The organism is Afifella sp. H1R (assembly GCF_021462425.1).
Classification (GTDB): domain Bacteria; phylum Pseudomonadota; class Alphaproteobacteria; order Rhizobiales; family Afifellaceae; genus Afifella; species Afifella aestuarii.
This window is the reverse complement of sequence record NZ_JAKEDY010000002.1, coordinates 373592-388910: the sequence shown is the minus strand read 5'-3', so window position 1 is coordinate 388910 and position 15319 is coordinate 373592. Positions and strand designations below refer to the sequence as shown.

Here is a 15319-nt window from a genome sequence, read left to right as displayed (position 1 = left end):
GGGCTCACCGTTTTTTGCATTGCCTGCAACGCTCCTGTCGCGCTCTCAAGGTGCAAAGAGGGAGCTCGCTCCCGAAAGCCATCATGCACGACCCAGGCGAAGGCTCTGCCGACCTCTCCAAAGCGGGGGACGCAAAAAACTCAGCCTGGCCCGAAAGTGCGGCACGGGAGGAAGATAGAACATCATGTTCAGGATATTTGCCGCCGTCTTTGCGCTGATCGTTGCGACGACGGCCCATGCCGAGACCCCTAATCCGGAGAACTGGGAGGCGGTGCTCGGAGAGGCGAAGGGTGAGACGGTTTATTTCCATGCCTGGGGCGGCGAGACCCGCATCAACGCTTACATCGCCTGGGCGGCGGGGGAAGTTAAAGAGCGCTTCGGCGTGGCGCTCAAACAGGTGAAGGTCGCTGACACCGCCAATGTCGTCTCCAAGATCGTGGCGGAAAAGGCGGCCGGGCGCGATGAAAATGGCACCGTCGATCTCGTCTGGATCAATGGTGAGAACTTTGTCTCTCTGAAGGAGGCGGGCCTCCTTCTCGGTCGCCCCTGGGCGACGGAGCTGCCGAACTACCGCTTCGTGGATGAGGAGGGAAAGCCCACGGTCAAGACCGATTTCACCGTGCCGACGGATGGGCTCGAAGCGCCATGGGGCATGGCGAAGCTTGTCTTCTTCTACGATACGGCGCGCCTGGAAAATCCGCCGAAATCCATGCCGGCTCTTCTGGAATGGGCGAGGGCCAATCCCGGTCGTTTCACCTATCCGCAGCCGCCCGACTTTCTCGGCTCCACTTTTCTGAAACAGGCGCTCTACGAACTCGCTCCCGATCCGCAAGTTCTGATGCAGCCGGCCGATGACGAGACCTTCGCCCGGCAGACGAAACCGCTCTTCACATTCCTCGACGAACTCCATCCACTTCTCTGGCGGCAGGGACGCGCCTTCCCTCAGAATTACGGGGAGATGCGCCGACTTCTGGCGGATAACGAGGTCGACATCACCTTTGCATTCAATCCGGCAGATGCCTCGAGCGCCATTGCGGCCCACGAATTGCCGGACACGGTGAGAAGCTATGTGCCGGAGGCGGGATCGATCGCCAATTCGCATTTCCTGGCGATCCCCTTCAATGCCAATGCCAAGGCGGGTGCCATGGTTGTTGCGAATTTCCTCATGTCGCCGGAGGCGCAGGCCCGCAAGCAGGACCCGAATGTCTGGGGCGACCCGACGGTGCTCGATGTCGCTGCCCTGCCGAAGGAGGATCGCGCTCGCTTTGATACGCTCGACCTCGGCGTTGCGACCTTGCCGCCGGAGGAACTGGGCAAGGCGCTGCCAGAACCGCATGCAAGCTGGATGGAGCGTCTGGAGGCGGAATGGGCGCGGCGCTACGGAGCTGGCCAATAATATCGACCCAACAGAAGCTGGAGCGGTCGCGATCGCGGCTGATCGCTTTTCCAATTGCGGTTCTCGCGCTTCTGGTGCTGCCGGTAATCGCCGGCCTCCTCGGTGCGGCGTTGCCGGCGTTCGGCTATCTCCCCGTTCTCGGGCTTGAGGATTTCTCTCTCGAGCCCTTCGTCGCACTTGTTGGCGCGCCGGGCATTGGCGTCTCCCTCGCCCTCAGCCTGTGCGCGGGTCTGTGCACGACGATTCTCGCCTTCCTGGTGGTGATGGGCTTTGTCGCCGCCTGGCATGGGACGCGGGTCTTTCGCGTCTTTCGGCGCCTGATTGCGCCGCTCCTGTCTGTCCCGCATGCGGCGGCGGCTTTCGGACTGGCCTTCCTGATTGCACCGTCCGGCCTTCTGATGCGGGCGTTGTCTCCCTGGGCGAGCGGTTTCGAGCGGCCACCCGACTGGCTGATCGTGCATGATCCGGCTGGGCTTGCGATGACGGCGGGCCTTGTCGTGAAAGAGATCCCCTTCCTCTTCCTGATGGCCCTCGCAGCCCTTCCGCAGGTAGAGGCGGAGCCGCGCCTCAAAATGGCGCGAGCGCTCGGCTATGGGCGCGTCGCGGCCTTCCTTTTTTCCGTTCTGCCGCCACTCTACGCCCAGCTCCGTCTGCCGATCTTCGCCATCATCGCCTATGCCTGTTCCGTCGTCGATGTTGCTTTGATCCTCGGGCCGACGACGCCGGCCCCACTCGCAGTGCGCATTCTGGAATGGCAGTCGGATCCCAACCTGTCCCTGCGTAGCCTCGCGGCAGCCGGTGCGTTGGCTCAGTTTGCGCTCGCCTTTTTTGCCATTTGCCTGTGGCTCGCTCTCGAATGGCTCATTGCCAGGATCGGAGCGAAGCTGATGGCGTCGGGTCACCGCTTTCGCCGTGACGGTTTTGTCCGCCATCTGGCGGGGGCGACGATGAGCCTTGCCGGTGGTCTCGTCCTCGCCGGTCTTGCCACGCTGGTGCTTTGGTCAATCGCCGGCTTTTGGGCTTTCCCTGACATTTGGCCGAATGCGCTGACCTTCGACACCTGGCGCAGCGTGGGGGCGACGCTGGGCGGACCTCTCGACAATGCTCTTTTGATTGCCGGGCTCTCCTCCGCACTGGCGGTCGTCCTTGCTCTCGGTGCGCTGGAATATGAGACCCGCACCGGCGGAACGACGACCACGCGGATGCTGGTCGCGCTTTATCTGCCGCTTCTCGTGCCGCAGATCGCCTTTCTCTTCGGCCTCGACATGCTTCTCGTGTCGCTGCGCCTCGACGGCTGGCTTTTGGCCGTCATCCTCGCGCATCTCGTCTTTGTCTTCCCGTATGTGCTTCTTTCCCTCTCGCAGCCCTGGCATGCGCTCGATCCGCGTTACGCCCTGATCGCGCGGAGTCTCGGGCGCAGTGCGGACGCCGTCTTCTGGAAGATCCGGCTGCCGATGCTGTCTCGTGCGATCGCGACCGCGACGGCGCTTGGTTTCGCCGTTTCGATCTCGCTTTATCTGCCGACTCTCCTGATCGGTGCCGGGCGCTGGCCGACAGTGACGACGGAGGCCGTGGCCCTGTCATCGGGTGGCGATCGGCGCATCACGGCTGCGACTGCGCTCGTTCAAGCCTTTCTCCCCTTCCTTGGCTTCGGACTTGCAGCCTTGGTTCCCGCCTTGCTTTTTCGCCGCCGCGCGGCCATGCGTGCGGGCGGATGATCTCAGCTCCCGAAGCAACCGATGCCCTGACCCTTTCGCAGGTGAGGATCAGCCTCGCGGGCCGGCTCCTCCTGTCCGTCGACAAGACGATCCGCCCGGGTGAGGTCCTGACCGTGATGGGGCCTTCGGGCTCCGGTAAATCGACGCTTCTCGCGTTTGCTGCCGGCTTTCTCGATCCGATTTTCGCGGTCGAAGGGCGCGTGCTTTTGGCTGGCGAAGACGTGACCGACCGACCCGCCGAAACCCGCCAGATGGGCCTCCTCTTCCAGGATCCTCTGCTTTTCCCGCACCTGTCAGTGGCCGGCAATCTTCTCTTCGGCCTACGGCCCGGCTCCTCTCGAGAGGCGCGTCAGGAAACCGTGGCGGGAGCCCTTGCCGAGGTCGGACTTGAGGGCATGGAAGGCCGCGATCCGGCGACACTCTCCGGTGGCCAGAGAGCGCGCATCGCGCTTCTTCGCACCCTCCTGTCGCGCCCTCGTGCGCTTCTCCTCGACGAGCCGTTTTCGAAGCTCGATGTGGCGCTTCGCGATCAGATGCGCCGTCTCGTCTTCGACGAGGCCGGCAAGCGCAATCTCCCGGTTCTTTTGGTGACGCATGACCACCAGGACGCTGCGGCAGCCGGGGGGCCGGTTATCGAGCTTGGTGGGGCGAGCGGAGAATGAACGCCTCGTGTCTGCCGGTCGAGGAGGCGCTGCCTGCGCTGTTTGAAGCCCTGCGCGCGCCGGGTGCTGCCGTCCTCATTGCTCCGACCGGCGCCGGCAAGACGACGCGCGTGCCGCTTGCGCTGCTTGATGAAGGGCTGGCAGAGGGCGGCCGGATCATCGTCGTCGAACCGCGCCGGCTTGCGGCGCGTGCGGCCGCCTCCCGCATGGCACAAATGCTCGGCGAAGAGGTGGGTGAGACGGTTGGCTACCGCGTGCGCATGGAAAGCCGCATTTCCCGCGCAACCCGCATCGAGCTCGTCACTGGCGGCGTCTTCGTGCGTATGATCCTTGATGATCCGGGCCTTGAGAGGATCGGCGCCATTCTCTTCGACGAGGTGCATGAGCGCTCGATCGATGCCGATCTCGGTGTGGCGCTGGCCCTCGATGCCCGCTCTGCGCTGCGCCCGGATGTGAAGCTCTGCGCGATGTCGGCGACGGTCGACGGAGCGCGCTTTTCTGCGCTCTTCGGTGATGCGCCGGTGGTCGAGAGTGCCGGTCGCCTCTTTCCCGTTGAGACCCGCTACCTCGGCCAGGCACCGCACAGGCGGACCGAAGACGGCGTGGAAGCCGCAATCCTGCAGGCTCTGCGCGAGGAGGAGGGGAGCGTCCTCGCTTTTCTGCCCGGCCAGGGGGAGATCCTGCGCCTGGCCGACCGGCTTTCCGGCAAAGTTGGGAAAAATGTCGAGATTGCACCGCTTTACGGCGCCCTCGACCTGAAGGAGCAGGACAGAGCGGTGCGTTCTGCACCTGCCGGACGGCGCAAGGTCGTGCTGGCGAGCGCGATTGCCGAGACGTCGCTGACGATCGAGGGCGTGCGCATCGTCGTCGACAGCGGGCTGTCACGGCGCCCGCGCTATGACCCGGGCTCCGGCCTCACGCGGCTCGAGACGGTGCGGGTGTCGCGCGCGGCCGCCGATCAGCGCCGTGGGCGGGCGGGGCGCACCGAGCCGGGCCTGTGCTTCCGGCTCTGGGACGAGCCGCAGAATGCCGGCCTCATGCCGTTCGACCGCCCGGAAATCCTGGAGGCGGAGCTCTCCGCCTTCGTGCTGTCGCTTCTCTCCTGGGGGGTGCGCGAGCCTGATGCGCTCGCCTGGCTCGATCCGCCGCCAAAGGCCGCTTTTTCGGAGGCGATGGAGCTCCTTTCTCGCCTCGGCGCGGTCGACCGCTCAGGCCTGATTTCCGAACACGGCAAGGCGCTGGCGGCATTCCCGCTCGCCCCGCGGCTTGCCCATATGATCCTCGCCGCGTCCGAAAATGGCGCGGCGCGGGAAGCCGCAGAGATCGCGGTTCTCGTGTCAGAACAAGGGCTTGGCGGACGCTCGGCGGACCTTCAGCACCGCCTCTCCGTCGTGCGCGGCGCGCGCGGGGGGCGGGCGGAGAAGGCGCGCGAGGCGGCGAGGCGGTGGGCGCGACTGGCGGAGGAGACGGTCGGGCGAAAGCCGCGAGAGGAGGCGATTTCGGTGGGGCTTCATCTCGCCGCCGCCTGGCCGGAAAGGATCGCAAAATCGCGCGGGCCGGGCGGCCGCTTTTTGATGGCGAACGGCCGCGGCGCCTATGTCGATGAGGACGATCCCCTTGCAGCAGAAGAGTTTTTGGCGATCGCCGAGGTCCAGCGCGGCGGCGCCGATGCGCGCATTCTGCTCGCCGCACCGCTGACCCGGGGTGAGATCGAGGCGGTTTTCGAGATTTCAGAAGACGACGAGTTTTCTTATGATTCGGCGGCGGATCGCATCAATGCGCGGCGTGTGCGCCGGCTGGGCGCGCTCGTGATTTCCGCTAAACCCTTGAAATCGTTCGATCCGGAAAAAGCGGCCGCGCTTCTCGCCGAGGCGGCGCTGAAGCGTGGGCTGGAGGCGCTGCCCTGGCCCGACGAAACCCGGCAAATGTTTGATCGCATTGGCTTTTTGCGCCAGCATGAGGGGGACGCCTGGCCCGACCTCTCCGACGAGGCGCTGGCCGAGCGCGCCGCGGAATGGCTCCTGCCTTTGGCGGGGACAAGTCTCTCGCTCGGCGGAATCAGCCGAGACTCGGTGAAAGAGGCGACTCAACCGCTGATTCCGTGGTCTCTGCTCAAAGAGCTCGATCGCAAGGCGCCGGCGACGTTCGTCGCGCCATCCGGCCGCGAGGTCGCGATCGATTATTCGGGGGAGACGCCGACGGTCGCGATCACGCCGCAGAATCTTTTTTCGCTCGATGTACACCCGAGGATTCTGGACGGGCGCCTGCCGCTCACCTTCGAGCTTCTATCCCCGGCCGGGCGGCCGATGCAGGTGACGCAGGATCTCCCCGGCTTCTGGCGCGGCTCGTGGCGCGACGTGCGCGCGGAGATGCGCGGCCGCTATCTGAAACACGACTGGCCGGAAGATCCGGCGACGGCGGCCCCCTCGACCGGTGCCAAACGGCGCAAGGGCTGAGCCAGCCCGACGTCGCTAGCGCCAGCGGCGGCGGTCGAGCGGCACGGAGAAGTTTTCGGGTGCGCGTGCGAAGGCGGCAAGGCCGGTGAGCGCCGGCTGCTCGGCCGTGACGAGGCGCGTCGGGATCTGGCGCATCAGGTTTTCGTGCGGATATTTCGCCTCGAAGGCGTGGCGGAATTCGCCCTCTTTGAGAAGGAGGGCGATGCGCGGGGCGATGCCGCCGGCGATGAAGACGCCGCCCGTCGCCATGAAGACGAGGGCAAGGTCGCCCGCGACGCGCCCGAGGAGGCGGCAATAGAGCGTCATGGTGGCAAGCGCGAGCGGGTCCTCGCCGCCAAGTGCCGCATTCGTCACCTCCGCCGGTGTCGACAAGGATGCGGCAAGCCCGCGTGCGGCAGCCACGGCCCGGTAAAGCCGCGGAATGCCGCGCCCGGCCAAAAGCGCCTCGGCGGAGATGCGCCCGCCCTCCTTTTCGATATGCGGCCAGATCGGGAATTCGTCGTCGGCATCCGGCCCGAGCGCGACATGCCCGCCTTCGCCCGGCACCGGCGTCCACAGGCCGGAGGCATAGACGAGGCCGGCGACGCCGAGCCCTGTGCCGGGGCCGAGAACGACGCGGCAATTTTCTTGCGGCGCGAGCTCCGGCCCGATCGCCTCCGTCGTCATATCCGGATCGTCGAGCGCGGAGATCGCCAGCGCCTGCGCCTCGAAATCGTTGAGAAGCGTGATGTCTTCGATGCCGGTCGCCGCCATCACGTCGCGCGGGCGGACAATCCATTCGGCATTGGTGAGATCGACCTCGTCGCCGTCGATCGGTCCGGCGAGCGCAAAGAGCGCCGAGCGCGGCCGGATCTCGGTTTTGTCGAGGACCGCCGCACGGACAGCGCTTTCGATGTTGGGAAAGTCGCCTGTTCTCACCGGGGCGAAGTGGAGCACCTCCTCGTCCCTGCCGGGAAGAAGCGCAAAGCGGGCATTGGTGCCGCCGATATCGCCGAGAAGGACGGGAAAGGCGAGTGTTTCGATCTTGTGGGAAGACGCCATATCGAACCTGGATGAGCCTGATAAAGGAGGTGCAACGCACATGGGCCCATGTCAATCTGAGCCCCATGGCAACCTGGGCGGCAAAGCCGCCAGCGAAGACTTCAAGGGAGAACGGAATGGGTCTCATGCGGTTCGCGACCGGCGCTTTTGCAGCATGCGCCATGGCGATGTCGGCCGGCCAGGCGCTGGCGCAGGAGGTGAAGCCGGCGATCGTCTATGATCTCGGCGGCAAATTCGACAAGAGCTTCAACGAGGCGGCGCATATCGGCGCGGAGCGCTTCAAGGAAGAGACCGGCACCGATTACCGCGACTTCGAATTGCAGAACGATTCGCAGCGCGAGCAGGCGCTTCGCCGCTTCGCCCAGCGCGGCTTCGATCCTGTGATCGGCATCGGCTTCTCGCAGGCCCAGGCGATCGAGAAAGTGGCGGAGGAATATCCCGAGACGAAATTCGCCATCATCGATGCGGTCGTCGACGAGCCCAATGTGCGCTCGATCGTCTTCAAGGAGCATGAGGGCTCCTATCTCGTCGGCATGCTGGCCGCGATGGCCTCGAAAACCGGCAAGATCGGCTTCATCGGCGGCATGGACATTCCGCTCATCCGCAAGTTCGAATGCGGCTATGTCGAAGGCGCCAAGGCGGTGAATCCGGAGATCGAGATCTACGCCAACATGACCGGCACGACGGGGGCGGCCTGGAACGATCCGGTGAAGGGCGGCGAGCTTGCCAAGAGCCAGTTCGACCGCGGCGCCGACGTCGTCTACCACGCCGCCGGCGGCACCGGCATCGGCGTGCTGCAGGCGGCCGCCGACGAAGGCAAGCTCGGCATCGGGGTCGATTCCAACCAGAACATGCTGCATCCGGGCTCGGTTCTGACCTCGATGGTGAAGCGCGTCGACAACGCCGTCTATCAGGCGTTCGAAGACGTTCAGAACGGCGTCTCGATGGAAGAATGGGGCGGCGTGCAGAACCTCGGCCTCGCCGAAGACGGTGTCGCCTGGGCGCTCGATGAGTCCAACAAGGACCTCATCACCGACGAGATGAAGACCAAGGTGGAAGACGCGTCTGCGAAGATCACCTCGGGCGAGATCAAGGTGCACGATTACATGTCGGACAATTCTTGCCCGGCGATGAAGTGAGGTGGCGAAAGGCCGTTTGCGATCAAAGGCAATGTGCCCCGATCAGGGGCAGGGCGCAATTATCGCTAGGCGACAGCGTCTTTTAGGTCGCCTAATAACGGTATAAGCGCCCAAATTTCTCCCATTCGAGTGTAGGAAGGGAAGTCGATATCGAGTATGGGACGAGGCTCTCCGTGAATCCAAGTTGAGGCAATGCCGTCTCTTGTCTTTCTTCGACCTTTTTGAAAGACATCTCGGTATCTGTACGGAGAAATTCCTAAAAATGGAACAAATGCAACGCGACGTGTAGTGTTTTCCGTTTCTATATCGATCTCATCTTCGTGTAAGTCTTTTGCGCGACTCTTAGGGTATGGTTCCATGTAAACAACTCGATTGATACCGGCTCCTATGATGTGTTTACAGCAGTTGTGACACGGAAAGGTGGTGCAGTATAAAGTGGAAAATCGGATGGACCGCCCAAGTCGTGCTGCATCACAAATGGCACTCATTTCAGCGTGGATGATCCTGCCGAACTCAGTTAGGTCCATAAGCCATGAATTGGAAAGGGGGCCTTCTTCCTCGTCAGGCGAATGGTTTTCTTTCTGCAGAAGGAAGCTAACAATTTCTGTATCATTGCCCTTAGATAAAAGCGTTGTGCTTAGGCAGCCTGCCGTTCGAAGACGTTCAATCACATCCCGTAGAATTTCTCTCTTTTGAAGATCGTTTGGGTCTTTTCCTTTTTTGATGTCTCGATGATCGGGGAGTTCGGAGTCCCAATAGGTTCCCCCACCAAATTTCGGCGCTTCGTTACATCCTTGCGTAATAATCTCACCCTCATTAGAAAAGATCGCTGCGCCAACTTGTCGTGATAAGTCGCTTGAGCGTAGAGATGCGGATTTCGCCGCATACATGCCGTATTCATCTTTCGAAGGGGTGATGTCTGTCTTTCCAAAAAATACGTTTACAAATTTTTCTAAAGCATCTCTCATTGTTTCTATATTCGATCCATCGATAAACATGTCTGCAAGGTGAAAAACATCTCGCAGTTTCTGGCCTAGCTGTTCTTCGGTTTCGCTTGCGTCTCGCTCAATGAGCTTTGTTGCCTTATATTCAATTAAAGAGTGTAAAGATCTTGTCGATTCGGTCGTTTTTATGTTTTCAATGAGATTGTGTTTTCGATCTGATTCGCGTAAATAAGCAGATATAAGAATAAATTGCTTTCCATAGACTTTTCTTAGTAGTGTGACTTCATCTGGGTGCTTTAACTGTCGTATTATGAAGGCGTGCCGGTCTAAAGGCTTTTCTTCGGGTGGCACTTCAGTTGGTAGTGACTCTGCTAGGCGCGATCGCGTGACCGCTGCGCGTCGGAGGCGGATCGTGTGAATCGCGATCCGAGCGAGCGCATCGGATCTCTCGTATGCCTTCCGGAGGGCATTTGCGTAGTCCATTTTCCATTCGTATTCAGCAAATTTCCCGGCCTCTTTGGGCTTTGGAACGATGCCGGGTCGAAACCTGAGCATCTCCTCCGTGAGCTTGATATGCGCAGCCTGGTACCCAACAGCCGCCAAGCACTCTGCGATCGCGCGAGATAGCGCGTCCATGTCCACGCCGATCGGTCCTGCGGTGCCGAAAATTAGCTCTGGAAAACTGACCGGGTCGATCTGCTGCATTGTTGGCGTCCTCCGCAGGTAGATATTAACGAAGATTATCGGATATTCACTTGCGGAACGAGATGTGGAGTTGTCTCGTTTTTTCTGGTGATTCGCTTTGGAGGGAGCACATGTCACAAAGTCCCGGAGGCCGTTCATTGACGGCACAGCACAACCCACCAAGCCTAGAGGAGTCGATGAAGAGCTTGGCTGCCCTGGTGGGAATGGAGTTTGTGCTGGACGAGGAAAAAGCGCGCGACTTTGATGCGCTACGTGATCCCCAAACTGAGAGATTTGAGTCGGTTTCGACCCACGCCGACTAAGGCTCGCGTTGTCCAAAAAAAAGCGGGCACGCCGTAATAAGGGCGGGATGGATTTCCGAGCGTAATGGCGGCGAGGGATGTGGGCTTTTCTTGGTTGATGGGTGCCTCCCCTTCGTCTCCAACGTCATCTTTTTTGATCATGAGTGCCGCGCCTTCGAAGAAATTTGAGGCGGCGATGTACCCGAAATTGGGGTAGTATCGCGCCAGGAGACACCAACCTGCGGATTTGGCGGTGTCGCCCGCCTGAGGTCGCCGAACTCTAAGTATCAGCCGCGGCGCGCGAGGATGCATCTCGGATGGACTCGTTCCAATGGAAACCGCCCACCACATCAAGGTTTAGCCGATCCGTTCGACCTTCCGAACCCGGCGAGGGGCTGGAAGGTCGGCGCGCTCAACCCTTATAACCCCGCGCGAGGCTGCGCTCAAAACCGCGTAGACCGAAAGGCAGAGCGGGGGCGCGGTGGTCTTTTCTTCTCAGGTCTTCGTCTTCTTTTTCCTGCCGGCGGCGCTTTTCGCCGGCATTGCGACGCGCCACAGCCGCTACTTTCCGCTCACCGTGTTTTTGTCGAGCATGGTGTTCTTCTTCTGGTCGTCGGGGGCGCTGACGCTCGTCTTCCTGGCGAGCATCACCATCAATTTTCTCGGCGCGCTGTTGATCGACAAAACCCGCAGTCGCGGCGTTCTGATCGGCGTCGTGGCGGCGAACCTCGCGATCCTCGGCTTCTTCAAATATACGGCCTTCCTGCTCTCCAACGTGGACCTGACCGGGCTCGAATTCGCCAAGGGCTTTGCTGCCAATATCGTCCTGCCGATCGGCATCTCGTTCTATACGTTCCAGGGCATCTCCTACGTCATCGACGTCTGGCGCGGGGAGGTGGCCGCGGCACGCAATCCGATCCTCTTCGGCGCCTATCAATCGTTCTTCCCGCAGCTGATCGCCGGCCCGATCGTGCGCTACCGCGATGTCGCCGCCGATTTCCGTGCCCCTGCCACCTCGCTCGAGCTCTTCAATGCCGGGGCCTGCCGCTTTATGCTGGGCCTCGCCAAGAAGGTGATCATCGCCGATACGGCGGCGCGGGCGGCCGACGCGGCCTTCGCCGTGACGAACGGCGACGTGACCTTCGCCACCGCCTGGATCGGTGCCATCGCCTACACGATCCAGATCTATTTCGATTTTTCAGGCTATTCGGATATGGCGATCGGCATCGCCATGATGTTCGGCATCCGCTTTCGCGAGAATTTCAACCACCCTTATGCGGCCAGAACGGTGACGGAGTTCTGGCGCCGCTGGCACATCTCGCTGTCGACCTGGTTCCGCGACTATCTCTACGTCCCGCTCGGCGGCAACCGCCGCGGCCCGGCCCGCACTTACGTCAATCTGGCGATCGTGTTCTTCGCCACGGGTCTCTGGCACGGCGCCGCCTGGACCTTCGTTCTCTGGGGCCTTTATCACGGCGCCTTCCTGATCCTGGAGCGGCTCGTCTGGGGGCGGCAGGCGGGCGACCAGCGCGGCGCGTTTTTGCGCCTTGTCTATCTGGCGCCGGTGGTGGTGTTCGGCTGGGTCCTCTTCAAGGCGAACGATCTCGCCCAGTTCACCGCCTTCGCGACGGCGATGGTCTCTCCGCTCGCCGGTGACGCCTGGTCGCTCGCGCCGCTGATGGTGGTGGCGCTGACGCCGCTCACCGTCTTCGTTCTTCTTCTCGCCAGCGCGGCGGCGTTCGCGCAGGGGCATTACACGCCGTTCGGTGTCGTCGTCGCGCGGCCGGCCCGCTCCCGCTTCGTCGAGCCGGCGCGGGCCCTCTTCATCGCCGCAACGGGCCTGCTGCTCGCGCTCTTCATCCTGCCGCAGGCCTATTCGCCCTTCCTCTATTTCCGGTTCTAGGGCGCCGACGCCGATGACCCGATATCTCACCGCCTGCGTGTTCGTCCTGTTTCTGCTTGCGCCCCTGGCGAGCCTCGCCGCTTTCGGGCCGCAACGGACCAACTCTGCGCCGGAGCGTCCCTTCATCTGGCACAAAATGCTGCAATCGAAGGACCGCTACCGCAATCAGATCGTCACGCAGCTGGTCAACCGGACGATGGCGCGGCATCTCGCGAGCCAGGCGAGATCTTTTTTCGACTACAGCGTCTTCGATGCGGTCGACACCGACAGCGTGATTTCGGGCGCCGGGGATTGGCTCTTTTACAAATATCAGTTCGGCCCCCGACAATGCCTGGGGGACGAGGAGGTCACCGCCGCGCTCGACACGCTGGAGGCGCTGCGGGCCGTGGCGGAGGGGGCCGGCATCCGCTTCGTCGTCAGCGTCTCGCCGGACAAATCGGTCGCCGAGCCGGAGCATCTCGGTCTGCGGGCGGGCGCGCTCGCCGGCTGCAAGCTTGAAGCCGCGGCGCGCTGGCGGGCGATTGCGCGCGATCTCGGCGCGCCGGTCATCGACCATCTGGAGGCCATGCGGGACGTCGATCCGTCAAAAGACCTCTATTTCGCCACCGACACGCATTGGAACGAACTCGGCCAGGCGGCGGCGATGCGGCAGCTGACGAAGGCGCTCTTCGGCACCGATCCGGGCCTTCCCGAAGCGGATCAGGCGGTTCCCGTGGCAAAACCCACGGATCTGCGCACCAGCATGCTGAGCCTGCCGGAGCTGGAGGTGACGGACACGTTTCCTGCCTATTGGGCCGGGCCGTTCACGCAGGCGGCGGGAGGCGGGCTGGCGCAGGTCCTCGTCCTCCACGATTCCTTCTATATCGCGGCGGCCGACAAGACCCGCATCCTGTTTCCGGGCGCGACGGATCTCGAAATCGACAAGATCGGCACGGACGGGGGCGAGACCGAGGCCCTGCTTGCGGCGCTGAGCCGGCGTCCGAGCCTCTTTCTCATCAATTCCGTGGAGCGGCGCTTCTTCCTGCGCGTCCGCGAGGGGCCTTTCAACTGGCAAAGCCCGATCGGCCAGGGTCTGCTGCGGGTGAACCAGGAGACGGCAAGGAGCTGCCGTTACGCGCCGCCCTCTGCGGCGAGGACGGACGGAACGGAGGCGGCATCCCGCGTCACGCGGCTTTCGGGAGGCGATCTTCGCATTCTGATGCCGGAGGGGAATGAGCCGCCATGCCTTCGCATCCGCTTCCGCACGAGCGCGGAGGGGCCGAGCCGTCTGTTTTTGCCGGCGCCGCGCGGAGCGGAGGATCGGCCGGGGCTGTCCATCCCCTTCGAGGGGGCGGGACCGGAGCGGCTCGTCGAGATCGCTCTGCCGGCACGATATGCGGGCAAAGCCGTGCGGTTTCACCCGCCCGCGGGCGGCAGCGACGATCTGGCGGTCGCGCTCGGAACCCGGCCTCCCGAGACGCAAGCGGGCGGCACGAAACGCGGTGTGGACGAAGGCCTTTGAGCCTTGCCGAGAGGATGCGCGGCAGGCAGGTCGACGCATCGCGCGTTCTGCGAGATCATCGCCCCACCGCATCGTTTTTTTCAGGGTCGTTCCATGCGCTTCGTGTTTCTTCTCACGCTTCTTCTCGCCGCCTGTGCCGGGCCGTCGGAACAATTCGAGGCGCGCAACGTGCCGGTCGACGAGGCGGCGATGCGGGCGATGGTGACGGAGTATCGGGCGAGGCACGGGCTCGGGCCGGTCACCGTGTCGCCACGGCTGAACGTGGTGGCCGAGCGCCAGGCGCTGGCGATGGCGCGGGAAAACGACATCAGCCATACCGTCGCCGGGAAACTGCCGAAGCGGGTGGCGGCCGTCGGCTATGATTGGGGCGCGATCGCGGAGAATCTCGGCGGCGGCTACAAGAGCGAGGCGGCGGCGTTCCAGGGCTGGGTCGCCTCGCCGGGGCACGAGAAGAACTTGCGCAACGCCTATGTGACGGAGATCGGCTTCGCCGGCGCGGTCGCCCCCACCGCGCGCTCCGGCGGGTTCTATGCGCTGATTTTGGGAACGGAACGCAAGCCGCGGCAGGCGATGCGGTAGGGGGTGCCGACGGGGTTTCGGGGAACAGGGGTCTCCCGCCGATGCCACGAACTCCTTTCCTCTCCCCCTGGGGAGAGGTGCCCGCGCAGCGGGCGGTGAGGGGTGGCGCTGCTGCGGGCTCTGAGGCGAATTGAGAGATCACCCCTCATCCGACGCTTTCGGCGCCACCTTCTCCCCCGAAACACAGGGAACAAGAACTCCGATCGCTGGCACTGAAATTTGCAGACTCTTCCGGGCTCATCGGGTCTGGTCAGAAACTTTCCGGGGGCGGCCGCCTTTTTTGCCGTTTTCGCGTGCCGCGGCGGTTTTCGCTGGCGAGCGGGATCGGCCGCCCTTTTGCTGCATGTATCGTGCCGTACCGAAGATGCCGGCCATCAGGCCCGGAATGGTGAAATCGACGTCGAGCTTCTCCCAATGCAGGCCGTAAGCGCCCAAAAGCTCGACCTCGGCGAGATCGTCGTCGGAGGCGTCTTCCAGATCCTGCAGCGACCGCGCCGGCACCATGAAGGCCGAGCCGTTTTCGAACTCGACGATGATGCGGCCCGATGCGCGGTCGTAGCGCACGCTTTCAGGCGCCGGACGGCTCGCCGCCTCGGCCTGTGCGTGGCGGGCGGCCGCCTCGCGTTCCGCGTCTGAGAACTCGAAATCAGCCATGGATGTCTCTCCATCTCTGCCGAAGGGCGGTCTGGTGCCGGTCGATGAGCGCCGCGACTTTGCGCAGCTCGCCCTTGGTCATCGTCGTCTCGATGAGGCGTGGGGTGGCGCCGGAAATGTCGATCTTCGCCATGCCGTCGCCGAAGACATGGACATGTGCCGGCGCATGGTCGTCGGTGAAGATGACGACGCGGAACGCGCCCGAACGCAGCACGGTGACCATGCGGCACGATAAACCGATCTTGTTGGGTTTTCAACGTGTCCGCTTATCATCAGAAATGACACCGCCCTTTCGGTTTGCGCCGTCCTGGTGTCCCGCTTGTTCGGAGGCAACGGCACA

General features: G+C 63.1%; 12 protein-coding genes. 8 read left to right on the top strand and 4 right to left on the bottom strand.

Annotated features, from left to right (window positions below; translation table 11 throughout):
• Positions 1-184: 184 nt before the first annotated feature.
• Genes L0F51_RS13410 through hrpB form a run of 4 tightly spaced genes read left to right on the top strand, consistent with a single transcriptional unit; the run spans position 185 to position 6232 of the window.
• Complete coding sequence (locus L0F51_RS13410; RefSeq protein ID WP_234629712.1) at positions 185-1396, top strand: ABC transporter substrate-binding protein; 1212 nt, start codon at positions 185-187, stop codon at positions 1394-1396.
• Positions 1366-3114, top strand: coding sequence for an ABC transporter permease (locus tag L0F51_RS13405; RefSeq protein ID WP_234629711.1), 1749 nt, complete (start codon positions 1366-1368; stop codon positions 3112-3114). Before L0F51_RS13410 ends, L0F51_RS13405 begins: the two co-directional genes overlap by 31 nt.
• On the top strand, positions 3111-3776 hold the full coding sequence (locus L0F51_RS13400) for an ATP-binding cassette domain-containing protein (RefSeq protein WP_234629710.1): 666 nt from the start codon (positions 3111-3113) through the stop codon (positions 3774-3776). Before L0F51_RS13405 ends, L0F51_RS13400 begins: the two co-directional genes overlap by 4 nt.
• A complete protein-coding gene (gene hrpB / locus L0F51_RS13395) occupies positions 3773-6232 on the top strand; it encodes an ATP-dependent helicase HrpB (RefSeq protein WP_234629709.1) in 2460 nt (819 codons plus the stop codon). Before L0F51_RS13400 ends, hrpB begins: the two co-directional genes overlap by 4 nt.
• A 15-nt stretch (positions 6233-6247) precedes the next feature.
• Here hrpB and glk read toward each other — a convergent pair whose 3' ends face one another.
• Positions 6248-7273, bottom strand: coding sequence for a glucokinase (gene glk / locus L0F51_RS13390; protein WP_234629708.1), 1026 nt, complete (start codon positions 7271-7273; stop codon positions 6248-6250).
• Between the two features lie 125 nt (positions 7274-7398).
• On the opposite strand from glk, the gene L0F51_RS13385 reads away from it, so the two are divergent.
• A complete protein-coding gene (locus tag L0F51_RS13385) occupies positions 7399-8412 on the top strand; it encodes a BMP family protein (protein WP_234630351.1) in 1014 nt (337 codons plus the stop codon).
• A 65-nt stretch (positions 8413-8477) separates the two neighbouring features.
• Here L0F51_RS13385 and L0F51_RS13380 read toward each other — a convergent pair whose 3' ends face one another.
• Positions 8478-10061, bottom strand: coding sequence for an anti-phage dCTP deaminase (locus tag L0F51_RS13380; protein WP_234629707.1), 1584 nt, complete (start codon positions 10059-10061; stop codon positions 8478-8480).
• Positions 10062-10823: 762 nt separating this feature from the next.
• Here L0F51_RS13380 and L0F51_RS13375 point away from each other — a divergent pair.
• The 3 genes from L0F51_RS13375 to L0F51_RS13365 all read left to right on the top strand — a co-directional run bounded on the left by L0F51_RS13375 (position 10824) and on the right by L0F51_RS13365 (position 14325).
• Positions 10824-12245, top strand: coding sequence for an MBOAT family O-acyltransferase (locus L0F51_RS13375; RefSeq protein ID WP_234629706.1), 1422 nt, complete (start codon positions 10824-10826; stop codon positions 12243-12245).
• A 13-nt stretch (positions 12246-12258) separates the two neighbouring features.
• Complete coding sequence (locus L0F51_RS13370) at positions 12259-13746, top strand: hypothetical protein (RefSeq protein WP_234629705.1); 1488 nt, start codon at positions 12259-12261, stop codon at positions 13744-13746.
• A 93-nt stretch (positions 13747-13839) separates the two neighbouring features.
• The gene (locus tag L0F51_RS13365) at positions 13840-14325 is read left to right on the top strand and encodes a CAP domain-containing protein (RefSeq protein WP_234629704.1); all 486 of its coding nucleotides are present in this window, start codon (positions 13840-13842) and stop codon (positions 14323-14325) included.
• A 237-nt stretch (positions 14326-14562) separates the two neighbouring features.
• On the opposite strand, the gene L0F51_RS13360 is transcribed toward L0F51_RS13365, so the two are convergent.
• Together L0F51_RS13360 and L0F51_RS13355 are read right to left on the bottom strand one after the other, a co-directional pair.
• The gene (locus L0F51_RS13360; protein ID WP_234629703.1) at positions 14563-14979 is read right to left on the bottom strand and encodes a DUF2442 domain-containing protein; all 417 of its coding nucleotides are present in this window, start codon (positions 14977-14979) and stop codon (positions 14563-14565) included.
• The gene (locus tag L0F51_RS13355; RefSeq protein ID WP_234629702.1) at positions 14972-15202 is read right to left on the bottom strand and encodes a DUF4160 domain-containing protein; all 231 of its coding nucleotides are present in this window, start codon (positions 15200-15202) and stop codon (positions 14972-14974) included. The genes L0F51_RS13360 and L0F51_RS13355 overlap by 8 nt, the downstream gene beginning before the upstream one ends.
• Between the last annotated feature and the right edge of the window lie 117 nt (positions 15203-15319).